The following is a 23,231-nucleotide window of genomic DNA, read 5'->3' on the forward strand; positions in this document are numbered from 1 at the left end:
TTCCGCAGGATGGCGGCCACGATCACCCGGTCGGGAAGCTGCAGCTGGGAGATGGTGTGATTTACCCAGGAGTCATGGGGAGTCAGGTGGATCTTGATAAAATGAATGGCGGATTCCTGTCCGTACTCGCTCATCCGTTTGATGCGGGAGTACTGGTCGACGAATCCGGCGGAAATGATACCGGTGGGGATGGCCACGATGCCTACGCCCAGGAAGGCGATGAAGATGCCGAACAGTTTTCCCAGGATAGTAACCGGATAAATGTCCCCGTATCCCACGGTGAGCAGGGTGGAAGCGGCCCACCAGATGCCGGAGAAGGCGTTGGCGAACACTTCCGGCTGGGCTTCGTGTTCCAGGCTGTACATGCACAGGCTGGACCCCAGCATCAGCATAATGATGATGAAGACAGAAGAGAACAGTTGCTGTTTCTTGCTGACGATAACTTCCGTGATCACATTTAAGGCGTCGTAGTAGGCGTTGATGCGGAACAGGCGGAAGATCCGGATGATCCGGAACATCCGGAAGGCGATGGCGCCTGCCGGGAAGAAAAAGGGCAGGTAATGGGGCAGGAAGGACAGAAGGTCCACGATGCCGGTGAATGAAAATATATATTTCAGGATGGCTCTGGGCTGGCTTACGGAAGGATAGAGATATCTGGCGGTCCAGACTCTGAGGACATAGTCCACCAGGAAAAGAGCCACCGTCGTCTCCTCCAGGGTGATAAGCAGGGCGCCGTAGGCATTTCGCATGTTGTCAAAGGTGTACATGGTGCAGACACTGAGATTTAAGATGATGCAGAAAGCATTGAAAAAATCATAGATCCGGCTGGCATAGTCATATCTTGTGCCCACCTCGATGATCTCAAAGATCCGTTTCCTTCGTGTTTTCCATACTGGTTTCATAAGTGTGATCCCCCCGCCTGGATTAACTGTTTCTATTTTAATCCAAAAAGGCAGGGTTTTCAATTCGGAACTGGTGGAATTTGCAGAATTTGCGGGTCAGGTTGACAGTCTTTGGAAGGGAGGATAGAATGAGGAGCAGGAACCAGGGGAGGGAAGAAGTTTTGATCCGAGATATGAAGAGCGAAGAAATAAAAGAAGTGTCCCAGATCTGGCTTTCGGCCAATCTGGAGGCCCATGATTTTATCCCTGCTTCTTATTGGAAGGGGAATCTGGATCTTGTCCGGGAGGAACTTCCCCTGGCGAAGGTCCGGGTATATGAAGAAGAGGGGAAGATCCTGGGGTTCCTGGGAAGAAACGGGGAGGAGATCGAAGGGATCTTCGTCCGGAAGGAGTGCCGGAGCCGGGGGATCGGCAGGGCGCTTCTGGAGGATGCGAAGCAATCCCGGGAGAGGCTGCGCCTGCATGTCTACCAGAAGAACCGACGGGCTGGGGTGTTTTATCTCAGGGAAGGATTCCGGATTTGCTCAGAAGGAATTGATGAAGGAACTGGAGAAAAAGAATATTGCATGCTATATGAAAGACGGCAAGACTCTTTAGGAGGCATTTAAGATTATGGGAAAGAATCAGGAGAAAACCAATGTGATGCGGGTGCTGGAACAGAAGAAGATCCCCTATGAAAGCCACAACTATCTGGAGACCGGGGCAGTCAGCGGCCTGGACGTGGCCCGGGTTCTGGGAGAAGATCCCGACCGGGCGTTTAAGACGCTGGTGACAGTGGGGAAATCAAAGGAACACTATGTATTCGTGGTGCCGGTGAGCAAAGAGCTGAACCTGAAGAAGGCGGCCCAGAGCGTGGGGGAGAAGAGTATCGAGATGATCAAGTCCAAAGAACTTCTGCCGCTGACCGGATATGTCCACGGCGGGTGTTCGCCCATCGGGATGAAGAAACAGTTTGTCACCATCATCGATGAGAGCGCCGGGAAGTATGACCGGATCATGTTCAGCGCCGGGAAGATCGGGTATCAGGTAGAGGTAAGCCTTGCAGATCTGGGCAAAGTGATCCGGTTCCAGATGGCGGATATCGCGGAATAATTTCAAGTGGGGACGTGGTATTTTTAAAAATACCACGTCCCAGATTGAAAATACCCTGTCCCCAATTGACACTTTAGGGGGAACCAGCTAGAATATTACCATACCGGTTCTGCCGTGTGCAGATGAAAAGGGAACGCGGTGCGAGGCCGCGGCAGCTCACTCTACTGTATGGAAGGACGAACCCTGTGTACCACTGTCCTGCGGGGCGGGAAGGGCAGGTAGTAGGTTTGAGTTCCAAGCCAGGATACCTGCCGGTAGCTGGGGTATGATCTTACGGTGAGGGCAAGAGGATACATAAGGAGAGGACCGGGGGACTGGTCTGTCTTTGAGCTGTGTATTGGGAGAGATTGCCGCTGGCAGTCTCTTTTCTTTATTATATGGATGTTTGTGATTTTTGCAGGATTCTGTGATAGAAGAGCGGAAGGGATCCATGGAGCAGAGAAAGAAGGAGGAAGGATATGCCGGGAAAGGAACTGGCCAGGGGATATACTACCGGAACCTGCGCCCAGGCGGCGGCCAGGGCGGCGCTTAAGCTGCTGTTTGGGGGCAAAGGGGCGGAAGTTCCTGGGAATGTGACGGTGGAACTGCCCGGAGGCAGCCATCTTACGCTTCCTGTTGAAGATACAGATGTCCGGTGGCCGGAGGAAGGCGGAAGGCTTCCTCTTCAGGTCTCCTGTGCTGTCCGCAAGGACAGCGGGGACGACCCGGATGTGACCAACGGGATCCTTATCTATACAACGGTCAGGAGGACCGGGAACCCGGGAATAGTCCTGGAGGGAGGCGCAGGCGTCGGACGGGTGACCAGGCCGGGGCTGGAACAGCCGGTGGGAAGCCCAGCCATCAATCAGGTGCCCCGGCGGATGATCCTGGGGGAGGCGGAAGCCGCCTGTGAGGAAGCCGGATATGAGGGAGGACTTGTGATCTGTATCTCCATCCCGGAAGGGGAGCGGCTGGCAGAGAAAACCTTTAATCCCCGGCTTGGCATTGAGGGAGGGCTTTCCATTCTTGGCACTACCGGGATCGTGGAGCCTATGAGCCGGCAGGCGCTGATCGAGACCATCCGGCTTGACATCCGGGTAAAGCGGGCGGCGGGAGCGGCCTTCCTGATCCTTGCCCCCGGCAATTACGGGCTGGATTTCCTGGAAGAGAACTACGGCATACAGCCGTCTGAGGCAGTAAAATGCAGCAACTATATCGGTGAGGCTTTGGATATGGCCCGGGAAGAGGGCTGCAAAGGCCTGATCCTGGCAGGGCATATCGGGAAACTGATCAAGGTGGCGGGAGGGATCATGGACACCCATTCCCGGCAGGCGGACTGCCGGATGGAACTTCTGGCGGCGGCGGCGCTTCGTTGTCACCTTGGGGAGGAGAAAGCCCTGGCCATCCTTGACAGCGTGACCACGGAAGAGGCCCTTGGGAAATGCACTCCTAAGGAGCGGGAGCTTCTGGGCTGTGAGGCGGCGGCCCGGGCACAGGAACAGATCCGCCGCAGAGTGGGAGAAGAGATCCCGGCAGGTGTGATCCTTTTTTCCAGCCAGTATGGGATCCTGGGGCAGAGCAGCCAGGCAGAAATCCTTTTGGAACAGTATTTACAGGACAGGAAGAAAAGCGGGAGGAAGATATGAAGAAGAAAGGCGTACTCTATGGCGTGGGGGTAGGGCCGGGGGATCCGGAACTTCTCACTCTTAAGGCATACCGGACTTTGGAGCAGTGTCCGGTGATCGCGGCGCCGGGCCGGATCCCGGAGGAGACCGTGGCTTACCGGATCGCGGCTGCGGCCTGTCCTTCTCTTGAAGAGAAGGAGCGGGTAGGGATTGAGATGCCCATGACCAAAGACCGGGAGGTGTTGGAGCGAAGCCACCGGGAAGCGGAAGAGAGGCTTGCGGCGCTTCTTGAAGAGGGCAGGGACGTAGCATTTCTGACCCTGGGGGACCCTTGCGTTTACTCTACGTATTTCTATCTCCACAGGCGGCTTCAAAAGCGGGGCTATGAGGCCCGGATCATAAGCGGGATCCCGTCTTTTTGCGCGGCTGCGGCCCGGCTGGATCTGACCCTGGGGGAGAAGGCGGAGCAGATCCATGTGATCCCTGCTTCCTATCAGATCCGGGAAGCGATGAAACTGCCCGGGACCAAGATCCTGATGAAAGCAGGAAGGCAGGCGGCTGCGGTGCGGGAGATCCTGAAGGAAGAGGAGGCCCGGGGCGCCCGGATCATGGGGGTGGAAAACTGCGGCATGCCTGGGGAGCGTTTCTTCCGGGGAGCAGAAGAACTTCGGGAAGACGCAGGCTACTATACACTGATCTTTGTAAAAGAAGGAGAAAGACAATGATTCATTTTGTAGGGGCAGGACCGGGGGCGGAAGATCTGATCACGGTCCGGGGACAGCGGCTTTTAAGGCAGGCGGATGTGGTGATCTACGCAGGGTCTCTTGTAAATCCAGAACTTTTAAAAGAAACAAAAAAATGTTGTAAGATATATAATAGTGCACATATGACTCTGGAAGAGGTGCTGGAAGTGATGGAGGAAGCCCAGGAAAAAGGCCTGGATACAGTCCGGCTCCACACTGGAGATCCCAGTCTCTACGGCGCGGTGCGGGAGCAGATGGACCGGCTGGAGGAGCGGGGCATTCCCTATGAGTCCTGTCCGGGGGTCAGTTCCTTTGGCGCGGCAGCGGCTGCCCTGAACCTGGAGTACACCCTGCCCGGCCTGTCCCAGAGTGTGGTGATCACTCGTATGGAAGGAAGAACACCAGTCCCGGAGCGGGAACAGGTGGCGGCCTTCGCGGTTCATCAGGCCACCATGGTATTGTTCTTAAGCGCAGGACTTCTGCCGGAACTGACCCGGGAACTGCTGGCAGGAGGATATGAGCCGGATACCCCTGCGGCCATTGTTTACAAGGCAAGCTGGCCGGAGGAGGCCTGTTATCCCTGTACGGTGGGGACGCTGGCCCAGACCGGGGAGGCGCACGGGATCAGCAAAACCGCGCTGATCATCGTGGGAGAGGTGGTGGCTCACCAAAACTACCAGAGATCCAGGCTCTATGATCCGGAGTTTACCACCGGATACCGGAGGGGAAGAAATGATGAAGATCAGGATCATTAGTTTTACCAGCCGGGGGAAAGCGCTGGCCAGGCGCATTTCCTCTGTGCTTAAGGAAGAAGGGTTTGAGGCGGAGGCGGCAGTGAAAAACAGCCGCGATCCGGAGTCCCTTAAGGAATCCCTTTCTGCCTGGACCGAACGCCAGTTTAGCGAGGCTCAGGGGATCATCTTCGTGGGAGCAGCAGGGATTGCGGTGCGGGCTGTGGCTCCCTTTGTGAAGTCCAAGGCAGAAGATCCGGCGGTGCTGGCGGTGGACGAGGCGGGGCGTTACTGCATTCCCCTTCTGTCCGGCCATCTGGGAGGGGCCAATGCCCTGGCCTGCCTTCTGGGAAAACGGCTTGGAATGGAGCCGGTGCTGACCACAGCCACGGATATCAACGGGAAGTGGGCGGTGGATGTGTTCGCGGCGAAGAACGGGCTTTTCATCCAGGACCTGGAAGGGGCGAAAAAGATTTCTGCCCGGATCCTTGGGGAAGAGCCGGTGACTCTTAAGCTGCAGGAAGGAAACGGTCAGGTGGAAGGAGAACTGCCTCCGGAAGTTTCTCTTTTCCCAAGGGACGGAAAAGGAGCGGGGCCCCACATTTTCCTGGGAATTCGGAAACCGTCCGGGGAGGAGACGATTCTCTGTCTGATCCCCCGCCGGGTGATCCTGGGCATTGGCTGCCGGAAGGGCGTATCGGAAGAAGAGATCGCCCTGGCAGTGGAGACGGCCCTTGAAGAAGCCGGGATCTGGCCCCAGAGCGTGCGTGCGGCGGCCACCATCCGGCAGAAGGAAAAGGAGCCGGGACTTGTGGCGTACTGCAGGAGCCGGGGGATCTCCCTTCAGGCTTATGAGGGGGAAGAGCTAAAATCTTTGCAGGGAGCCTTCACCGCTTCCTCCTTCGTGGAGCAGGTGACAGGCGTGGATAATGTATGTGAGCGCAGCGCTCTTTTGTGCGCCGGGAAGGGCGGAAAGCTGATCCTGCCCAAACGGGCTTTGGGCCCGGTGACGGTGGCGGCTGCGGAGGAGAAATGGAGGGTGGACTTTGACTAAGATATGGGTGATCGGGATCGGTCCGGGAGGGCCGGAACAGATGACAGGGGAGGCCCGCCGCTGCCTGGAGGAGTGCCAGGTGATCGTGGGGTATACGGTATATCTGGATCTTCTGCGGGAATCCTTCCCGGAGAAAATCTATCTGTCTACGCCTATGCGGAAAGAAGAAGCCCGCTGCCGGATGGCCTTTGAAGAGGCGGAAAAAGGGAGAAAGACCGCCATGGTCTGCAGCGGCGACCCAGGGGTTTACGGGATGGCCGGGCTGATGTACGAGGTGGGCCGGGACTATCCCAGGGTGGAGATCCAGGTAATCCCGGGGGTGACGGCGGCCCTTGGGGGAAGCGCGCTTCTTGGCGCGCCTCTGGGCCATGATTTCTGTGTGATCAGCCTGAGCGACCTTCTGACGCCCTGGGAGATGATCGAGAAGCGGCTTGAAGCCGCGGCGGAGGCGGATTTTGTCCTCTGTCTCTACAATCCTGCCAGTCGGACGCGCAAAGACCATCTGGCCCGGGCCTGCCAGATCCTGTTGCGGTACCGGGCGCCGGAGACTCTCTGCGGCCTGGCCAGGAACATTGGGCGGGAAGGAGAGAAGATCCGGCTTCTCTCCCTGGAGGAACTTAAGAATACCCAGGCAGATATGTTTACCACGGTATTTGTGGGCAGCAGCCAGACCCGGAACATAGGAGGACGGATGGTGACTCCCAGAGGATACCGCACCGGGGAAGACCATAAGGGAGGAGCGTTATGAAGAAGCAGCAGGAAGCAGTGAAGATCCTGATCTTCGGCGGGACCACGGAAGGCCGCAGGGCCGCAGGGTATCTGGCGGCCGCCGGAGTCCGGGTGCACGTGTGCGTAGCTACCGGATACGGGGAAATGCTGCTGGAGAAGGACAAAAAAGAGCTGGAGGGAAAAGGGCTGACAGTCTCTGCCCGGCGGATGGAAGCAAGGGAGATGGCAGTCTGGATCCGGGAGTTCGTCCCCCGGTATGTGATCGACGCCACCCACCCCTACGCCCGGGAAGTGACGGAAAATATCCGGCAGGCCTGCGAGGCCTGTCAGGTCCCCTGTTTACGCCTCCTGCGGGAAACGGACGGAGACGGGAAGGAAAAAGGCGTGGCTTCTGTCCGGGAGGCGGCAGAGTTCTTAAGCCGGACAGAGGGGAAGATCCTGGTGACCACAGGAAGCAAGGATCTGGCGGAATACCAGAAGATCCCCGGGTATGAAGAGCGGGTGTATGTCCGGGTGCTGCCTGCCCCGGAGAGCCTGGAGGCTTGCCGGAGGGCAGGGATCGGGGGGGACCATATCCTGGCCATGCAGGGGCCTTTCTCTCAGGAACTGAATGTGGCGCTGCTGCGCCAGTATCACATCCAATGGATGGTGACCAAGGCTTCCGGGAGGACCGGGGGCTACCCGGAGAAGCAGGCGGCGGCCCTTGAGGCTGGGGCTGGCCTTGTAGTGATAGAAAAGCCGGAAGAAGAGACCGGATACTCCTGGGAAGAGATCTGCAGCCTTCTCACAGAAGAACTGGGCCTTGTGCCCCACTGGCAGGTGACGGTGGCAGGCATCGGTCCTGGCGGGGAGGAAGGATTTACCCGGGAGGCGTGGGAAGCCTGCAGGAGCGCGGGACTTCTCATCGGCGCAGAGCGGATGTTAAAGGCGGCGGCAGCTCTGGGACAGAAAACCTATGCAGCCTATGATCCCAGGGAGATCCTCTCCTGTATCCACGCCCATCCGGAGGAGGAGCAGGTGACGGTGGCCCTCTCCGGGGATATCGGTTTCTACAGCGGCGCCAGGAGGCTGGAGAAGGCGCTTGGGGAAGATCCAAGGATCCAGGTGCGGCTGGTGCCGGGAGTGGCAAGCGCCGTGGTGTTCGCCGCCCGGATGGGGATCCCCTGGGAGGATGTGGCCTTTGCCAGTATCCACGGGAGAAAGTGTTCTCCCATCTCCCTGATCCGGGAGAACCAGAAGACCATGATCCTGGCAGGAAGCAGGGAGGATGTAAAGGAGCTTGGAAGCCTTCTTGTGGAGTTTGGACTTGGGGGGATCCGGGCGGTAGTGGGAACCAGGCTTTCCTATCCGGAGGAGAAGATCCTCCGGGGAGACGGAAACATGTTAAGAGAATACGATGGAGACGGACTGGCTCTCATCTATCTTGAGAATCTCCAGGGGGGAAAGGAACCGGCAGTCCCGGGACGCCCGGACGGGACTTTCCTGCGGGGAGAAGTTCCCATGACCAAGGAGGAAGTGCGAAGCGTAAGCCTTGCCAAGCTGCGGCCCGGCAGGGACTGGGTGATCTATGACATCGGGGCAGGCACCGGGTCTGTGGCGGTGGAAGCGGCCCTTGCGGCCTGGCAGGGGCAGGTTTATGCCATCGAGCGAAAGAGGGAGGCCCTGGATCTGATCCGGGAGAATGCCCGCCGGTTTGGCACAGACAATGTGACGGTGGTGCCGGGGGAAGCGCCGGAGGCGCTTGACGGGCTTCCAGCTCCGGACGGGGTGTTCATCGGCGGGAGCGGGGGAAAGCTTCCGGAGATCCTGGAGGCTGTCTTTGCCAAAAATCCCAAGGCCAGGGTGGTGCTCAACGCCGTCACCCTGGAGACGGTGGCGGAGGCGGTAGCCTGCATGAAGAAATGGAACCTTCAGGAGGAAGAAGTGGTGCAGCTTAACGTGTCCAGGGCCAGAAGGGCGGGAGCTTACCACCTGATGGAGGGCCAGAACCCCATCTATATCATCAGTATGACAGGAGGAGGCGGAACATGGGAAGAATCCCAAGACTCCTGATCGGAGCGGCAAGAAGCGGGGCCGGGAAGACGCTGATCACCTGTGCTCTTCTAAAGGCCCTGCAGAAAAGAAAGAAACAGGCAGTCTCCTTCAAATGTGGTCCGGACTACATCGATCCTTTGTTCCACCGGGAGGCTCTTGGAATAGACAGCGACAACCTGGACAGTTTCTTTTGTACACCAGATCAGGTGCGCGCCCTTCTTAGGGAGCGGGCGGGAAACTGTGAGATCGCGGTGCTGGAAGGGGTCATGGGTTACTATGACGGCCTGGGAGGAATGAAAGAAGAAGCCAGTACTTATGACATCGCCCGGATCACCGGCACCCCGGCGGTGCTGGTGGTGGACGCCCGGGGGGCCAGCCTGTCGCTTTTGCCTCTGATCCGGGGATTCCGGGAGTTCCGGGAAGAAAGCCAGATCCGGGGGGTGATCTTCAACCGGATGAGCCCGGGCATGTATCCCCAGATGAAGAAGCTGGTGGAAGAGGAGATGGATCTTAGGGTGTTTGGCTATCTGCCGGTCCTTCCGGAAGGAATCCTGGAGAGCCGCCACCTGGGCCTGAAACTTCCCTGGGAGGCGCCGGGGTGGAAGGAACGTCTGGAAGCGCTGGGAGAGCGCCTGGAAGAGACGGTGGATGTGGAGGGGCTCCTGGAACTGGCAGAGACGGCGGAGGACCTGGGAGAATCTGCCACAGGCAGGGAAGAAGGAGCTCCGGTGCGGATCGCCGTGGCCCGGGATGAGGCGTTCTGCTTCTGCTACCGGGACAACCTGGATTTCCTGGAGAAAAGAGGCGGGGAGCTGGTGTTCTTCTCCCCTCTTCACGATGCCCATTTCCCGGAAGGGGTGAAGGGGCTGGGGCTCTATGGCGGCTATCCCGAGCTCTGGGGCAGTCAGCTGGAGGCAAATGAGACCCTTCGCCGGGAGCTTGGGGAAGCAGTCCGTGGCGGCCTTCCCTGTGTGGCGGAATGCGGCGGATTCCAGTATCTGCAGGAACGGCTGCGGACGGCAGAGGGAAGCTACGCCATGGCAGGGGTTCTGGAAGGGGAGAGTTTCCCTGCCGGTTCCCAGCGGTTCGGCTATGTGGAGCTGACAGGAGGCCGGTTGTTTGGGGAGCCCCTTACAGTCCCCCTCAGGGCTCACGAGTTCCACTACTACGATTCTTCCAGATGCGGGGAGGGATTCACCGCCCGAAAACCCGTGTCCGGGAGACAGTGGCCCTGTATGATCAGTGAGAAGACGCTGCTGGCAGGCTATCCTCATTTTCACTACCGGGGGAATCCCCAGATCGGGGAGGCATTCCTGGAGGCCTGCCGGAGATATGCAAAGGAGAAGGGATAGATGAAGGCGACAAGGCAGGAAGAAGAATTAGAGAGACTGTTGAAAATGATCCGGCCCGGGGACGGGGCGGCAAAAGAAGAGGCCTCCCGCCGCTGGGATTCCATCGCCAAGCCTCTCCACAGCCTGGGGAAACTGGAGCGGGACATCATCCGTATCGCCGGGATCCAGAGAACGGCGGCAGTGAGGCTGGAGAAGAAGGCCCTTCTGGTGCTGTGCGCCGACAACGGGGTGGTGGAAGAAGGGGTGACCCAGACCGGGCAGGAAGTGACTGCCATTGTGGCGGAGAATTTCCTTACCGGCAACACCAGCGCCGCCATCATGGCCAAAAAGGCGGGGGTGGACCTTTTCCCCATCGATATGGGCATGGCGGCGGATACCCAGGTGCCGGATTACAAGGTGGCTTACGGCACCCGGAATATGGCGAAGGAGCCGGCCATGACCCGGGAGCAGGCCCTTCAGGCGGTGCTCACCGGGATCCGGCTGGCGAAAGAGAAGAAAGAGGAAGGATATGACCTGCTGGAAGTGGGGGAGATGGGGATCGGCAACACCACCACTTCCAGCGCTGTATCCAGTCTGCTCCTTGGCCGGGAGATCCAGGAGATGACCGGGCGGGGCGCGGGGCTCACAAGTCAGGGGCTGGAGCGGAAGATCCAGGTGATCCGGGAGGCCATCCGCAGGAACCAGCCCGACCCTTCCGACAGCCTGGATGTGCTGGCCAAAGTGGGAGGGTTCGACCTGGCAGGGATTGCGGGAGTCTGCCTGGGGGGAGCAGTCTATGGGATCCCTGTGGTGCTGGACGGGTTTATCTCCGGGGCGGCGGCCCTGGCGGCGGTACGACTGTGTCCCACCGTCCGGGAGTACCTGATCGCCTCCCACGTGTCGAAGGAGCCTGGGATGAGAGCCATCCTTGCGGAACTTGAACTGGAGGCGGCCCTGGACTGCGGGCTCTGTCTGGGGGAGGGGACCGGAGCCCTTCTCTATCTTCCCGCTCTTTTGATGGCAGAGGAAGTGTACCGGAGTATGAGTACCTTTTCTGAAAATCAGATTGAAGAATATCAGGAGCTTACATAAATGAAGATACATTTGATCACAGGGGGCAGCGGAAGCGGCAAATCCGCCTGGGGGGAATCCTGGATCGCCGGGGAAGCGAAGGGGAGGCCGCTTATTTATATCGCAACCATGCGGCCCGGAGGGGAGGAGGCCAAAAGGCGGATCCTCCGGCACCGGCGGCAGCGGGCAGGGCGGGGATTCCAGACGGTGGAATGCCCGGAAGACCTGGAGAAGCTTAAGATCCCCGCAGAAAGCGGGGTCCTGCTGGAGTGTCTCTCTAACCTTACGGCAAATGAGCTCTATGAGGAGGACGGAAGGGTAAGAGACCGGGAGCTGGTGAAGCAGAAGATCTTAAGAGGCCTGCGCCGTCTGGCCGGCCAGGCAGAAGTGTTGGCCATTGTTACCAATGAGATCTTCTCAGACGGCGCGGAGTATGGAGAAGACATTCGGGTCTATCAGGAACTGTTGGGAGAATTGAACCGGGAAGCCGCCTGTATGGCGGATCAGGTGACGGAAGTGGTCTACGGGATCCCGGTGGTGGTGAAGTAAGATGAAGAAATTGTGGAATGGCTTTAAGATCGCATTTTCCATGTACAGCCGGATCCCTATGCCGGAAAGCCGGTGGAATGAGGAGAACCAGACCTATGCCATGGTCTTCTTCCCCTGGGTGGGAGCTGTGGTGGCAGGTGTTTTCCTGGGTGTCTGGCAGCTGCGGGAATGGGCGCTTGTAAGGGGCGTCCTGGAGAGTGATCTTTTCTGGAGCGGGGCCCTGGTACTGGTGCCGTTTCTTATCACCGGCGGCATCCATATGGACGGGTTTATGGACACCCGGGATGCTCTAAGTGCCTGTGCGCCCCGGGAGCGCAGGCTGGAGATCCTGAAGGATCCCAACACCGGGGCGTTTGCCGTGATCTCCTGCGGCCTTTACCTGATGGCCATGCTGGGGCTCTATGGGACGCTTCATTGGCGGACAGCGGCAGTGACGGCAGCAGGGTTTGTGCTGTCCCGGATCTTAAGCGGCCTTTCTGTGGTCACTTTCCCCAAGGCGAAGAAGGAGGGGACGGTGGCTGCGCTGGCAGAGGCGGCAGGGAACCGGGCAGTGCGGCGCACACTGGTAGTCTATCTGCTCTTTCTGGGAGCCGGAATGGGGATTTTGGGGGGCATGACCGGCATGGCGGCGCTTCTGTGCGCCGGGATCTGCTTTGCCCGCTATTATTGGATGAGCCGGAACTATTTTGGCGGGATCACCGGGGATCTTGCCGGATATTTTCTGCAGATGTGCGAGTTGTGGATCGCGGCGGGAGCCGTGGCCATGGACGTGGTTTTGAAGGTCTTTTAGTGGCCTGGGAAGGAGAAGGATATGATACTGATCACAGGAGGAGACTGTCAGGGGAAGACGGCATTTGCCAATGAGCGTTTTCCCGGCCTTGTGTGGGCGGACGGGCGGGAGTGTGAGGAGGCGGATCTCTTCCGGTGTTCCGGGATCCACCATTTTCACGCATATATCCGCCGGGCCATGGAAGCAGGGAAGCAGGAAGAGGAGCTGGAGGAACTGGCCGGGCGGCTGATCCTTCGAAATCCGGAGGTTGTAGTGGTGACCGATGAGGTGGGCTGCGGCATCGTCCCGCTGGAACCCTTTGAGCGGGACTGGAGGGAACAGACCGGCAGGATCTGCACCCGGCTGGCGGCGGCCTCCCGGAAGGTTTACCGGGTGATCTTGGGAATCGGGAAGGAGATCAAGGGATGAGGACCTTTTATCTGATCCGCCACGGCAGGACGGCGGGGAATCTGGAGCGAAGATACATAGGAAGTACGGATGAGCCCCTCTGTCCGGAGGGCCGGCAGGAAATTTCCGGCTTAAGGGCGCCGGAGGCGGACCGGGTGTTCGCAAGCCCCCTGAAGCGCTGCCTGGAGACCGGGGCCATCCTGTATCCCAGGAAGGAGCCGGTGGTGATCCCGGAGCTTGCGGAGTGCCGGTTCGGGGAGTTTGAAGGGCACAAGTTTGAGGAACTGATCAGGCAAAATTCCTACCAGCAGTGGTTTGCTTCCTGCGGCATGGACGCCCCTCCCGGCGGGGAGAGCCGGGAAGAATTTAAGAAGCGGGTGCTGGAGGGATTTGAGAAGGTCCAGAGACAGTGTGAGAAAGAGAACGTCACCCGGGCGGCTCTGGTGGTCCACGGGGGGACCATCATGGCGCTTATGGAGGAGTATGCCCGGCCCCGGGGCGACTTCTATGATTATCAAGTAAGAAATGGAGAAGGATATGAACTTATACTTGCAGATGCTGCTGCCTGTGACCGGCGGATTCCTCCTGGACCTTGCGCTGGGAGATCCGGTGTGGCCGTATCATCCGGTGCGGCTTATGGGGCGGCTGATCGAGAGACTGGAACCAATTATCAGAAGATCTCTGCCCGGAATGAAGCTCTTTGAACGTCTGGGGGGAGGGATCCTGGCGGTCCTGGTGATCCTTTTCAGTACCGGGATCCCGGCGGGGATCCTCTTTCTGGCTTACCGGTCCTTTTTCCCGCTGGGGCTTCTTCTGGAGACCTTCTTCTGTTATCAGCTTCTGGCCGCCCGTTCCCTTCAGGTGGAAAGCGACCGGGTGTACCAGGCGCTGGAGACCGGGGGAGTGGAGGAAGGCCGCCGGGCGGTCGCCAGGATCGTGGGCAGGGACACCCAGAGCCTGACGGAAGAAGGAGTGGTCAAAGCGGCGGTGGAGACTGTGGCGGAGAATACCTCCGACGGGGTGGTGGCGCCGTTGTTCTACCTGATGTTGTTTGGCGCCGCCAGCGGATTTTTCTATAAATCGGTGAACACCATGGACTCTATGATCGGCTATCGCAACGACCGGTATCAGTATTTTGGTACAGCCGCGGCCCGTCTGGACGATGTGGTGAATTATGTGCCGGCCCGGCTTTCGGCGCTGTTCATGCTGGTAGCTGCATTTCTTACAGGGAAAGGCGGAAGGCGGGCGTGGAAGGTCTATTGCCGGGATCGCAGGCGGCACAAAAGCCCCAACGCAGGTCAGACGGAGGCGGTGATGGCGGGGGCTCTGGGAGTGGAGCTTGCCGGGGACGCCTGGTATTTTGGCAAACTTCACCGGAAACCCACTCTAGGGGATCCGGTGCGGCCCATTGAGCCGGAGGATATCCGGCGGGCTGGGAAACTGATGTATCTGACGGCGGCGCTGGCTCTGGCCGTGTTTCTTGCGCTGAAGGTGACGGTGCTGATCATCTGGTTTTAGACGGAGGTAGTGTGGAGTGAGGAAAATCGAAGAAAGGAAAGAGACAACCGAACAGATCCACGGCGGGGATATCTACCGCCATCCGGAAGCGACGGATTTCTCCGTGAACAGCAACCCGCTGGGACCGCCCAAGGGCGTGATCCAGGCATTGGAGGAGAGCCTGGGGGAAATCGCCTGCTATCCGGATATGCGCTGTGAGAAGCTGCGGGAGGCCATCGGGCAGTTTGAGCAGACGCCGCCGGAAGCGGTGCTGTGCGGCAACGGCGCGGCGGAGCTTTTCTTTGCGGCAGCCTGGGCGCAAAAGCCCAGGAAGGGGCTTGTGACGGCGCCGGCCTTTTCCGAGTATGAAAGGGCCCTTGGGGCGGCCGGAGGGCAGACCGAGTTCTATGAGCTTAGGGAAGAGCAGGAATTTGAGATAGGAGCAGATTTCCTGGAGCGGATCAATCCTGAGGTGGATCTGGTGTTCCTGTGCAGCCCCAACAACCCTACGGGCTGGCCTCTTGAGCAGGAATTTGTGAAGGAGGCCCTGGAGCGGTGCCGGGCCTGCGGGGCAAGGCTGGTGCTGGACGAGTGTTTTATTGATTTTCTGGAGGATCCGGGGCAGTATGAGGTAAGAGATCTGATCCGGGAGTATCCGGAGCTTCTGGTGGTGAAGGCATTTACCAAAAGCTTCGCCATGCCGGGGCTGCGGCTGGGGTACGCCCTTTGCGGAGACCGGAAATTCCTGGAGCGGATGCAGGAGATGCTCCAGCCCTGGAATGTGTCCCTGCCTGCCCAGGTCGCAGGCGTGGCGGCCCTTCAGGGGGCAGAGGGATATCTGGAGGAGACCCGGAAAGTGGTGGCCCGGGGAAGGGCGTTTCTCCGGGAAGGCCTGGAGGCCTGCGGGTTTCCTGTCTATGGTTCCAAAGCAAACTATGTATTTTTCAAAGGAAGGCCGGGGCTTTACAGGGAGGCCCTGGCGGCAGGATTCCTGATCCGGGACTGCGGGAATTACCGGGGAATTCCGGAAGGGTTCTTCCGGGTGGCGGTGCGGACAGAAGAGGAGAATGAGAGGTTGATGGCATGGCTAAGAAGATCATGATACAGGGAACCATGTCCGGGGCGGGGAAAAGCCTTCTGTGCGCCGGACTGTGCCGGATCTTCCGGCAGGACGGGTACCGGGTGGCGCCTTTTAAATCCCAGAATATGGCCCTGAATTCCTTTATCACGGCGGACGGCCGGGAGATGGGGCGGGCCCAGGTGGTCCAGGCGGAGGCCGCGGGGGTGGAGCCCTCGGCGGACATGAACCCCATCCTTTTGAAGCCTGCCAGCGACACAGGATCCCAGGTGATCGTAAATGGCCAGGTGCTGGGCACCATGAGTGCCCGGGAATATTTTGCCTATAAGAAGCAGCTGGTCCCTCAGATCCGGGAGTCGCTTGCCAGGCTGGATGAGGCTTATGACATCCTGGTGCTGGAAGGGGCGGGGAGTCCGGCGGAGATCAACCTGCGGGAAGGAGACATTGTGAATATGGGGATGGCCCGGATGGCCAGATCTCCGGTGCTCCTTGCCGGGGACATCGACCGGGGCGGCGTGTTCGCCCAGCTTCTGGGGACGCTGCAGCTTCTGGAGCCGGAAGAGCGGGAGATGGTGAAAGGTCTGATCATCAATAAGTTCCGGGGAGATAAGACCATCCTGGACCCGGGAGTCGCGGAGCTTACCCGGCGGGCCAAAGTGCCGGTGCTGGGCGTGGTGCCCTTCCTGGACGTGGAGATCGAGGAGGAGGACAGCCTGGCCAGGCGGCTGGAGCGGCAGGAGGGGGACGGCCTTTTGGACATTGCGGTGATCCGCCTGCCCAGGATCTCCAATTTCACGGATTTCCTGACCCTGGAGAACCGGCCGGAGATCTCCCTTCGTTATGTGAAGAATCCGGCCCGGCTGGGACAGCCGGATCTCATCCTGCTGCCGGGATCCAAGAATACCATGGAAGATCTGGCCTGGCTAAGAGAAAGCGGCCTGGAGGCTCAGATCCTGAAGGTGGAGGCCAGAGGCGCGGTGATCTTTGGCATCTGCGGGGGCTATCAGATGCTGGGGGAAACCCTGGAGGATCCGCTGGGCGTAGAGGCGGGCGGCTCCATGCGTGGCCTGGGGCTTCTCCCTCTTAAGACCACATTTACCGGCAGGAAGACCCGCACCCGGGTGCAGGGAGTCTTTGCTCCCTGCGAAGGAGCGCTTAATGGGCTTTCCGGCAGAGAACTGGAAGGCTATGAGATCCATATGGGCGAGACAAGGGTGGATCTTAGGAGACCGGAGGATGGCCAGGCAAAGGCCCTGACCTGGGTGCGGGATCAGATCTCGGGCCAGGAGAAGGCGGACGGCGCCTGGGCAGGGAATGTATACGGCACCTATGTGCACGGCATTTTCGACCAGGAGGAAGTGACAGAGGCCCTGATCCGCTGTCTGGCTGAGCGGAAAGGCATTTCCCCCAAGATCCTGCAGGCCGCGGGAGAAGGAAGAGAAGGCAGGAATTTCCGGGAGTTTAAGGAGCAGCAGTACGACCGGCTGGCGGCTGGGATCAGGGAAAGCCTTCCCATGGAGCAGATTTATAAGATCCTGGAGCAGGGGATCTAGAGAAGAAAGGGGAAACGGTATGAAGATAGAGAAGATCCGGCCAGAAGAGATCGAGGCGAGGAGTTTCGCGATCATCAGAGAGGAACTGGAAGACATGGGGATCCGGCTGCCAAAGGAAAATGCGGCGGTGATCCTGCGCTGTATCCACACCAGCGCAGATTTTGACTACGCCAGGAATCTGGTATTTTCCCCCGGGGCGGTGGAACAGGGAGTGGCGGCCTTAAGAGAAGGCTGCTCCATCGTCACCGACACCCGGATGGGCTGGTCCGGTCTTAACAAGAAGCGTCTGGAGAAACTGGGAGGGAAGGCATACTGCTTCATGGCCGATACGGACGTGGCCCGGGAGGCGAAGGAGCGGGGGATCACCCGGGCGGCAGTAAGTATGGAGAAGGCTGCCGCTCTGGAAGAAGACCTGATCTTCGCCATCGGCAACGCCCCCACCGCGCTGATCCGGCTGTATGAGCTGATCCGGGAAGGAAAAGTCCGGCCCCGTCTGGTGATCGCTGCCCCGGTGGGGTTCGTCAATGTACTCCCCGCCAAAGAACTGATCCGGAGCCTTGCGGACATCCCCTATATCGTGGCGGGAGGAAGGAAAGGAGGCAGCAATATCGCGGCCTGCATCTGCAACGCGTTGTTGTTGGGGACGTAGTATTTTCGAAAATACCACGTCCCAGATTGAAAATACCCTGTCCCTTTTCGGTTTTTTCTATTTTCACCTTTCTTTTATGGAAGTTTTGCGGTAGAATTATCATAACTATGGAGAATCAAACAGGAGGTAATCGATATGAGAGCAGAATTTGACGACAGTCTTGTTACAGGAAATGAGATGATCGACGGACAGCATAAGGAACTGATCGACAAGATCAACAAGTTGCTGGACAGCTGTGAGACCAGCAAGGACAAGCTGGTGGCTGTCAAGACCCTGGATTATCTGGCCGATTATACAGAGTTCCACTTTGGCGAGGAGGAGAAGCTGCAGGAGTCCATCAACTATCCGGGTATCGAGAAGCATAAAGAGGAGCATGACAAGCTGCGCAAGGTAGTGAAGGAGCTCTATGAGATGCTGGAGGAAGAGGAAGGTCCTTCCAACGCCTTTGTGGAGCAGGTGAATAAGAATGTGATCCAGTGGCTGTACGGCCATATCAAGACCTTTGACCGTTCTGTGGCGGAATACAAGTTTATGAACAAGAACAGCGACAGGCTGTAAGCAGACGAAAGGGGAGTACCATGGCAGAAGAAATGGAATATACAGAAGAGAAGATCCAGGAGCCGGAGGTACAGCCGGCCCAGGAGCCGGTTCCGGAAGGGCAGCCGGAAGAAGTAAAAGAAGAGCAGCCCAAATCGGAAGAGAAGACGGAACCCGTTAAGGAAGCGGATCAGCCCAAGGCTTCTCAGGAGCCGGCCGGGGAGAACCGGCGGACGTTCCAGGGCAGACGCCTGCACTTTGGGGACGAGGAAGACAATTTCTATCGGGATGAGGAGATCATCTCCAAGCTGGAGGGAGAAGATCTGCTGAAATATCTTGCCATGGAGCAGGAGAAGGAGGAGCACCGCCGGGAGGCTAAGGAAGTCCGGGAGCGGAGGATCTTCTCCGGCTTCCAGCTTACCATATCGCTGGCAGCCATCGTGGCAGTGGTCGGTTTCCTGAAGGACAACCCCACCGTACTGGTAAATATCCTCTATATCGTGGGCATCCTGATCGCTCTTTGGATCCTGAGACAGCCCAAAGACCAATAAGCGGGGAGAGTTCCCCGGGAAGACAAAAGAAAAAGGCAGCGCCTGACGGTTTCCCCGCCGGGTTCTGCCTCTTTTTTTCCCTGATATTCCAAATCGCCCCGGAAGCTTAAGCCTGCCGCCACAGCAGCAGGTTGTTGTCAAATTCCGCCTGGAGACGGCCCTCGTCTTTCAGCCAGGCCAGATAAGAGCGCACCGTGCTGCCTACCAGCACGTACTGCTCAAAGTTCATGGCAAGGCCGTAGTGGGCGAACAGCTGCTGAAGCAGGGATTCGAAGCACAGCGGCTCGCGGCACAGATCCAGGATCTTCTGGGCGATCTCCTGCACCTTCTGGATATTGTACCGGGCCAGAGGGGCGATGTCCGTGGTGGCTTCCGCGTGGGCGGGGACGAACATCCGGGCCTCCAGGGTCTGTACCATCTCCAGGGTCTTAAGATAGGCGGCCACGTCATAGATGAAGCTGATCTGATATTTCTCCAGTGTTTCCTTGCTGGACAGACAGTCCGCAAGGTATACCACCTCATCCGGCGTCCGGAAGCCAACCATGTCGAAGAAATGGCCGGGGAGTGGAAGAAGTGCAAACCCTTCCGGCAACACGTCGGGGGTCAGGGGCTGGGCGTCACTTTCCTGGGCCAGGAGAAATTTGTGGCGCAGATCCTTGCAGGGATAGCCTCCGTACAGGAAGGAAGGCTCCAGGATGGGGCGCCGGGTGAAGGCGCACTCGATGCCGGGCGCGTAGATCTGGCAGCCGGTCTGGCCCTGCAGATATTTGTTCCCGCCGATATGATCCGCGTTGGAGTGGGTGTTATAGATGGCAGAAAGCTGCCAGCCGTTGGCGTCCAGGTGCTGGCGGACCTTGCGCCCCGCGTCCTTGTCGCTGCCGCTGTCAATGAGGCAGACCCGGGAGTCGTCAAGCTTCACCAGGCCGATCTTGGCGGGGCTTTGGATATAGTAACAGTTGGTATCCGGGATTTGGATCAGTTCGTACATAAGATCAATCTCCTTTCAAAACAGACAATGCTTCTTCCAGGTGGGAGAGGAACATCCGGCGGATCTCTGGATATTCCCCCAGTCCCTTCAGGTGGCAGGTGACGGGATATCCGCAGCGGGTGAGGACGGACTGCCAGGAATCCGGCTCCTCACCTGCCATATCGTTGACCGCATGGTCCCCGGCCACGATCATCAGAGGCGCCAGATGGATCCGGGTAACCTTCTCGCCCCGAAGTCTCTCTATCACATCGGCAAGGGAGGGGGAAGCCTCTACAGTGGCCACATGGATCCGGGAATACCCGGCCTTGTGAAAACAGGTTTCCAGCTGGCGGTAGACCTGGTTGGCAGAGTGGGCGCTTCCATGCCCCATCAGGATCAGGTGCTCCCCGGGATCGGGAAAAGAAAAGGAATCCGCCAGGATCCCGGCGACCTCTGTAAGGTCTTCCGGAGTGGAGAGAAGGGGCCGCCCAAAGGCGATCTGTTGAAAAACACCGGTGAAAGCGCCGGCGTCTTCTTGCATCTTCTGGTTCTCGATGCCGTCGATCACATGGGTGGGCTGCAGGACCACCCGGGTGATTCCTTCTTCTGCCATCTGGGCGAGGGCTTCTTTCACCCCGGGGATGATCTCCCCGGTAGTCCGGGCCAGTTTCTTTCGGATCATGCCGCTGGTCCAGGCATGGAAGACAGGGATGTCCGGCCAGGCAGCCTGGATCTCCTGCTGGGTGGCCTGGATGGTCCGGGCGCGGGTAGTACTGTGGCTGGTGCCGAAGCTGACCACAAGGATTCCGGTTTTCTGATTCATGATGTGCTCCTTTTTTGTCGTAGATTCATTTGCCTAGAAGGATTATAACACAGGAAAGACAAAGAGGGAAAGGATTGTCGGAGCTTCCGGATTTTGATAGAATGAAAAAAAGACCTTGAGAGGAGATGAGGCAAATGAAGAAGACGGTTCTGATTGCGGAGTTCAAACATGAAACCAACAGTTTTATGCCGGAAAAATCAGGTGTGGAAGCATTTCGCGCAAGGGATTGGTTTTTTGGCGACGAGATCCTTCAGGTTTTCCGGGGAGTGAAAAATGAACTGGGCGGATTCCTGGATTTTTTCCAGGATGTGGCGGAGTGCCGTCTTGTCCCGGTATTGGCTTTCAACGCGCAGCCGGGCGGGATCGTGACCCGGGAAGTGTTTGAGACTGCCAGGACAACATTGCTGGAAGCCATTGACAGAGAAGAGCAAGTGGACGGGATCCTGCTTGCCCTCCACGGCGCTATGGTGGTGGAAGACTGCCAGGACGGAGAAGGGGAGCTTCTGGAAGAACTGCGGGGCAAAGTGGGTTCAGAAGTTCCTGTCATTGCTTCGCTGGATCTGCACTGTAATCTGACCCGGCGGATGGTAACCTGTGCGGATGCTTTCTTCCCTTATGATTATTATCCCCACACAGATACTTATGAAGCCGGAATGCGGGCGGCAAAATGTATGTGGGATACGCTGGAAGGACGGGTACATCCGACGATGGCTTATCATCCTTTGGATTTTCTTTTGTCCTATATGCCTACCGCGGAGCCCTGTATGGCTGGATATGTTGCAGAAGCTCAGGCGCTGCGGGGAGAAGGGAATATCATCAATGTCAATGTGCTGCACGGATTTTTTGCTTCAGATATTGAAGAGACCTGCCTTTCAGTGGTGGCAGTTACAGATGGAGATTTGGAGAAAGCGCAGGAGATCTGCGATGGATTTGCGGCCAGGATCTGGGAGGACCGGGCCAATCTGCGCCGCAGTTTTTGGGACATTGATAAAGCCATTGACGATGCGCTGGAAAAAGGAGAGTTTCCGGTCGTATTTGCGGATATTTCCGATAACCCGGGTTCCGGAGCCACCGGAGACGGGACTCATATGCTGCGCCGGCTGCTGGAACGGAAGACAGAGGGGGTGGCAGCAGTTATCATCTATGACCCGGAGACGGTAGAGCAGGCGGACGCAAGCGGCGTGGGGACCAGGGTCCGGATCCGTCTGGGGGGAAAGATCTGTCCGGAAATTGCCGGAGACCCCATTGCATGCACAGCGTATGTGCGGGCGATCACCGACGGTCGTTTCATCAATCGGGATTATAATCCCGGACTTCCCGGGAACCTTGGGAAATGCGCGGTTCTGGACATTGACGGCGCCCGGGTGGTGGTGTCCAGCGTCCGGACACAGCCCTGGGATATGGAAGCGCTGCGCTGCAACGGGATCATGCCGGAGGATTTCAAAATCCTGATGGTCAAATCAGCCGTTCATTTCCGCACTTCTTTTGGAAAAGTGGCAAAGAAGATCTACGACATCGAACTGCCAGCCCTTGGGCCACAAAGTCCGGAGGTATTTACCTATCGTCATGTGCGAAGGCCGATCTATCCGTTGGATGAGATCTGATCAATATGAAGTTCCAGTTCTTTCAAAGTTCTGTGTGTGGGGAGGGATGCCGGAAGGAGCCCTCCCCTTCGCAGTGCGGCTGAAAGCTGCAGCACTGTGGGAGGATGATCCAGGCGTAGTCTGCTGTTTCGCTTTCCCGGTTTCCCGGTGAAAATCAGTTGCACATTTCCGGTGATATGATATGATGGATAGGTCAAAAGAAGAAAATGAGACGGAGGCTTAAAAAGACATGGACAGATCATATTTTCCGTTATTTGTTGATATCTCAGGAAAGAAGACACTGGTGGTGGGCGGCGGCCGGATCGCCCGGCGGCGCATTAAGACCCTGCTTTCCTTCACCCCGGACATCTGGGTTGTGGCTCCGGAGGTGACAGAGGAATTAGAGGCCCTGGCAGAGGAAGGAAGGATCCACTGGATACGGGGAACTTATGCCCCCGGGATCCACGAAGAACTGCCCCAGATCCAGATGGCCCTTGCGGCAACTGACGACCCGGCCTGTAACGAAGCGGTGGCCAGAGGGTGCCGCGCCAGGGGAATTCTGGTAAATGTGGCCCACAAGAAGGAACTGTGCGACTTTTTCTTCCCGGCTGTGGTAAAGCGGGGAGAACTGGTGGCAGGCATCTGCGCTTCCGGCGTAAGCCACAGGAAGGCGAGAAAAGCCAGGGAGGCAGTGGAACAGGCTCTGGACAGCCTGGATAAGGAGTAAAGGAATGAAGAAGAAACTTGTGATCGGAAGCCGCGCCAGCCGGCTTGCCAGGATCCAGACCCAGCTTGTGGCCAGGAGGCTTAAGGAGACATTTCCGGAACTGGAATTAGAGATCCGGACCATGGAGACTACCGGAGACCGGCGCCAGGACCTTTCCCTTGATAGCCTGGGAGGGCAGGGGTGTGATCGGCTGCTCTTCCTTCCGGCGTAAGCTGCAGGCAGAGAAGCTGTTCCCGGAAGCCCGATTCA

Annotated in this window: 26 protein-coding genes and 1 riboswitch; of the genes, 23 read left to right on the top strand and 3 right to left on the bottom strand. The window is 58.3% G+C overall.

Features of this window, described 5'->3' with window-relative positions; translation table 11 throughout:
* Positions 1–902 (bottom strand): ion transporter (locus ACML7B_RS01775; protein WP_418539075.1); only part of this gene is annotated, 902 nt, incomplete at its 3' end.
* Positions 903–1,063: 161 nt separating this feature from the next.
* Between ACML7B_RS01775 and ACML7B_RS01780 the strand changes: the two genes are divergently transcribed.
* The 20 genes from ACML7B_RS01780 (at position 1,064) to ACML7B_RS01875 (ending at position 18,882) form a co-directional block, all read left to right on the top strand.
* Entirely contained in the window at positions 1,064–1,510 is a 447-nt protein-coding gene (locus ACML7B_RS01780) for a GNAT family N-acetyltransferase (RefSeq protein ID WP_418539076.1), read from the top strand.
* A 4-nt stretch (positions 1,511–1,514) separates the two neighbouring features.
* A complete protein-coding gene (gene ybaK / locus ACML7B_RS01785) occupies positions 1,515–1,994 on the top strand; it encodes a Cys-tRNA(Pro) deacylase (protein WP_418539078.1) in 480 nt (159 codons plus the stop codon).
* Positions 1,995–2,081: 87 nt separating this feature from the next.
* A riboswitch (cobalamin riboswitch) is annotated at positions 2,082–2,265 on the top strand.
* 187 nt (positions 2,266–2,452) lie between these two features.
* Complete coding sequence (gene cbiD / locus ACML7B_RS01790) at positions 2,453–3,619, top strand: cobalt-precorrin-5B (C(1))-methyltransferase CbiD (RefSeq protein WP_418539079.1); 1,167 nt, start codon at positions 2,453–2,455, stop codon at positions 3,617–3,619.
* Positions 3,616–4,323, top strand: coding sequence for a precorrin-2 C(20)-methyltransferase (gene cobI, locus ACML7B_RS01795; RefSeq protein WP_346706942.1), 708 nt, complete (start codon positions 3,616–3,618; stop codon positions 4,321–4,323). The genes cbiD and cobI overlap by 4 nt, the downstream gene beginning before the upstream one ends.
* Complete coding sequence (gene cobM / locus ACML7B_RS01800) at positions 4,320–5,096, top strand: precorrin-4 C(11)-methyltransferase (protein ID WP_346706943.1); 777 nt, start codon at positions 4,320–4,322, stop codon at positions 5,094–5,096. Before cobI ends, cobM begins: the two co-directional genes overlap by 4 nt.
* A complete protein-coding gene (locus ACML7B_RS01805; protein WP_418539080.1) occupies positions 5,074–6,126 on the top strand; it encodes a cobalt-precorrin 5A hydrolase in 1,053 nt (350 codons plus the stop codon). Before cobM ends, ACML7B_RS01805 begins: the two co-directional genes overlap by 23 nt.
* Positions 6,119–6,874 carry a precorrin-3B C(17)-methyltransferase gene (gene cobJ / locus ACML7B_RS01810; protein ID WP_418539081.1) on the top strand — a complete coding sequence of 252 codons (756 nt, stop codon included), beginning with the start codon at positions 6,119–6,121 and terminating at the stop codon, positions 6,872–6,874. Before ACML7B_RS01805 ends, cobJ begins: the two co-directional genes overlap by 8 nt.
* Positions 6,871–8,907 carry a precorrin-6A reductase gene (gene cobK / locus ACML7B_RS01815; protein WP_418539082.1) on the top strand — a complete coding sequence of 679 codons (2,037 nt, stop codon included), beginning with the start codon at positions 6,871–6,873 and terminating at the stop codon, positions 8,905–8,907. Before cobJ ends, cobK begins: the two co-directional genes overlap by 4 nt.
* Positions 8,883–10,241, top strand: a complete 1,359-nt coding sequence (locus tag ACML7B_RS01820; protein WP_418539084.1) for a cobyrinate a,c-diamide synthase — start codon at positions 8,883–8,885, stop codon at positions 10,239–10,241. Before cobK ends, ACML7B_RS01820 begins: the two co-directional genes overlap by 25 nt.
* Complete coding sequence (gene cobT, locus ACML7B_RS01825) at positions 10,242–11,312, top strand: nicotinate-nucleotide--dimethylbenzimidazole phosphoribosyltransferase (RefSeq protein ID WP_418539085.1); 1,071 nt, start codon at positions 10,242–10,244, stop codon at positions 11,310–11,312.
* Positions 11,313–11,840: a bifunctional adenosylcobinamide kinase/adenosylcobinamide-phosphate guanylyltransferase gene (locus ACML7B_RS01830; protein WP_418539086.1), complete on the top strand. Its 528-nt coding sequence runs from the start codon at positions 11,313–11,315 to the stop codon at positions 11,838–11,840.
* 1 nt (position 11,841) lies between these two features.
* Entirely contained in the window at positions 11,842–12,630 is a 789-nt protein-coding gene (locus ACML7B_RS01835) for an adenosylcobinamide-GDP ribazoletransferase (protein WP_418539088.1), read from the top strand.
* 21 nt (positions 12,631–12,651) lie between these two features.
* Entirely contained in the window at positions 12,652–13,038 is a 387-nt protein-coding gene (locus ACML7B_RS01840; protein WP_418539089.1) for a bifunctional adenosylcobinamide kinase/adenosylcobinamide-phosphate guanylyltransferase, read from the top strand.
* Positions 13,035–13,721 (top strand): histidine phosphatase family protein, encoded by a 687-nt coding sequence (locus ACML7B_RS01845; protein ID WP_418539090.1) that lies wholly within the window; start codon positions 13,035–13,037, stop codon positions 13,719–13,721. Before ACML7B_RS01840 ends, ACML7B_RS01845 begins: the two co-directional genes overlap by 4 nt.
* Positions 13,627–14,535: an adenosylcobinamide-phosphate synthase CbiB gene (gene cbiB, locus ACML7B_RS01850; protein WP_418539099.1), complete on the top strand. Its 909-nt coding sequence runs from the start codon at positions 13,627–13,629 to the stop codon at positions 14,533–14,535. Before ACML7B_RS01845 ends, cbiB begins: the two co-directional genes overlap by 95 nt.
* A gap of 16 nt (positions 14,536–14,551) precedes the next feature.
* Positions 14,552–15,616, top strand: a complete 1,065-nt coding sequence (locus ACML7B_RS01855) for a pyridoxal phosphate-dependent aminotransferase (protein WP_418539091.1) — start codon at positions 14,552–14,554, stop codon at positions 15,614–15,616.
* Positions 15,598–17,145 carry a cobyric acid synthase gene (locus tag ACML7B_RS01860; protein WP_418539092.1) on the top strand — a complete coding sequence of 516 codons (1,548 nt, stop codon included), beginning with the start codon at positions 15,598–15,600 and terminating at the stop codon, positions 17,143–17,145. The genes ACML7B_RS01855 and ACML7B_RS01860 overlap by 19 nt, the downstream gene beginning before the upstream one ends.
* Before the next feature lie 19 nt (positions 17,146–17,164).
* Positions 17,165–17,794, top strand: a complete 630-nt coding sequence (locus ACML7B_RS01865) for a precorrin-8X methylmutase (protein WP_418539093.1) — start codon at positions 17,165–17,167, stop codon at positions 17,792–17,794.
* 135 nt (positions 17,795–17,929) lie between these two features.
* Positions 17,930–18,352 (top strand): bacteriohemerythrin, encoded by a 423-nt coding sequence (locus ACML7B_RS01870; protein ID WP_106788735.1) that lies wholly within the window; start codon positions 17,930–17,932, stop codon positions 18,350–18,352.
* Between the two features lie 20 nt (positions 18,353–18,372).
* Complete coding sequence (locus ACML7B_RS01875; RefSeq protein ID WP_418539094.1) at positions 18,373–18,882, top strand: hypothetical protein; 510 nt, start codon at positions 18,373–18,375, stop codon at positions 18,880–18,882.
* A gap of 106 nt (positions 18,883–18,988) precedes the next feature.
* On the opposite strand, the gene ACML7B_RS01880 is transcribed toward ACML7B_RS01875, so the two are convergent.
* Positions 18,989–19,870 (bottom strand): MBL fold metallo-hydrolase, encoded by an 882-nt coding sequence (locus ACML7B_RS01880; protein ID WP_418539095.1) that lies wholly within the window; start codon positions 19,868–19,870, stop codon positions 18,989–18,991.
* A gap of 4 nt (positions 19,871–19,874) precedes the next feature.
* Positions 19,875–20,672, bottom strand: coding sequence for a sirohydrochlorin cobaltochelatase (locus ACML7B_RS01885; protein ID WP_418539096.1), 798 nt, complete (start codon positions 20,670–20,672; stop codon positions 19,875–19,877).
* 134 nt (positions 20,673–20,806) lie between these two features.
* Between ACML7B_RS01885 and ACML7B_RS01890 the strand changes: the two genes are divergently transcribed.
* From ACML7B_RS01890 to ACML7B_RS01900, 3 genes are all read left to right on the top strand, one after another.
* Entirely contained in the window at positions 20,807–22,276 is a 1,470-nt protein-coding gene (locus tag ACML7B_RS01890; RefSeq protein WP_346706959.1) for a M81 family metallopeptidase, read from the top strand.
* A gap of 229 nt (positions 22,277–22,505) precedes the next feature.
* Positions 22,506–22,982, top strand: a complete 477-nt coding sequence (locus ACML7B_RS01895; RefSeq protein ID WP_418539097.1) for a precorrin-2 dehydrogenase/sirohydrochlorin ferrochelatase family protein — start codon at positions 22,506–22,508, stop codon at positions 22,980–22,982.
* Positions 22,983–22,986: 4 nt separating this feature from the next.
* Positions 22,987–23,193, top strand: coding sequence for a hypothetical protein (locus tag ACML7B_RS01900; RefSeq protein ID WP_418539098.1), 207 nt, complete (start codon positions 22,987–22,989; stop codon positions 23,191–23,193).
* Positions 23,194–23,231: the final 38 nt, after the last annotated feature.

Origin of the sequence: Massilistercora timonensis (genome assembly GCF_048354975.1) — a bacterium.
Classification (GTDB): domain Bacteria; phylum Bacillota; class Clostridia; order Lachnospirales; family Lachnospiraceae; genus Massilistercora; species Massilistercora timonensis.

Coding starts and splice junctions, on each gene's coding strand:
- ACML7B_RS01865 (WP_418539093.1), top strand. CDS start 17,165: ATGAAGATAGAGAAGATCCGGCCAGAAGAGATCGAGGCGAGGAGTTTC.
- ACML7B_RS01840 (WP_418539089.1), top strand. CDS start 12,652: ATGATACTGATCACAGGAGGAGACTGTCAGGGGAAGACGGCATTTGCC.
- cobM (WP_346706943.1), top strand. CDS start 4,320: ATGATTCATTTTGTAGGGGCAGGACCGGGGGCGGAAGATCTGATCACG.
- ACML7B_RS01890 (WP_346706959.1), top strand. CDS start 20,807: ATGAAGAAGACGGTTCTGATTGCGGAGTTCAAACATGAAACCAACAGT.
- ACML7B_RS01845 (WP_418539090.1), top strand. CDS start 13,035: ATGAGGACCTTTTATCTGATCCGCCACGGCAGGACGGCGGGGAATCTG.
- cbiD (WP_418539079.1), top strand. CDS start 2,453: ATGCCGGGAAAGGAACTGGCCAGGGGATATACTACCGGAACCTGCGCC.
- ACML7B_RS01820 (WP_418539084.1), top strand. CDS start 8,883: ATGGGAAGAATCCCAAGACTCCTGATCGGAGCGGCAAGAAGCGGGGCC.
- cobK (WP_418539082.1), top strand. CDS start 6,871: ATGAAGAAGCAGCAGGAAGCAGTGAAGATCCTGATCTTCGGCGGGACC.
- ACML7B_RS01900 (WP_418539098.1), top strand. CDS start 22,987: ATGAAGAAGAAACTTGTGATCGGAAGCCGCGCCAGCCGGCTTGCCAGG.
- ACML7B_RS01830 (WP_418539086.1), top strand. CDS start 11,313: ATGAAGATACATTTGATCACAGGGGGCAGCGGAAGCGGCAAATCCGCC.
- ACML7B_RS01875 (WP_418539094.1), top strand. CDS start 18,373: ATGGCAGAAGAAATGGAATATACAGAAGAGAAGATCCAGGAGCCGGAG.
- ACML7B_RS01895 (WP_418539097.1), top strand. CDS start 22,506: ATGGACAGATCATATTTTCCGTTATTTGTTGATATCTCAGGAAAGAAG.
- ACML7B_RS01835 (WP_418539088.1), top strand. CDS start 11,842: ATGAAGAAATTGTGGAATGGCTTTAAGATCGCATTTTCCATGTACAGC.
- cobI (WP_346706942.1), top strand. CDS start 3,616: ATGAAGAAGAAAGGCGTACTCTATGGCGTGGGGGTAGGGCCGGGGGAT.
- ACML7B_RS01870 (WP_106788735.1), top strand. CDS start 17,930: ATGAGAGCAGAATTTGACGACAGTCTTGTTACAGGAAATGAGATGATC.
- cobT (WP_418539085.1), top strand. CDS start 10,242: ATGAAGGCGACAAGGCAGGAAGAAGAATTAGAGAGACTGTTGAAAATG.
- ACML7B_RS01860 (WP_418539092.1), top strand. CDS start 15,598: ATGGCTAAGAAGATCATGATACAGGGAACCATGTCCGGGGCGGGGAAA.
- ACML7B_RS01805 (WP_418539080.1), top strand. CDS start 5,074: ATGATGAAGATCAGGATCATTAGTTTTACCAGCCGGGGGAAAGCGCTG.
- ACML7B_RS01885 (WP_418539096.1), bottom strand. CDS start 20,672: ATGAATCAGAAAACCGGAATCCTTGTGGTCAGCTTCGGCACCAGCCAC.
- ybaK (WP_418539078.1), top strand. CDS start 1,515: ATGGGAAAGAATCAGGAGAAAACCAATGTGATGCGGGTGCTGGAACAG.
- ACML7B_RS01880 (WP_418539095.1), bottom strand. CDS start 19,870: ATGTACGAACTGATCCAAATCCCGGATACCAACTGTTACTATATCCAA.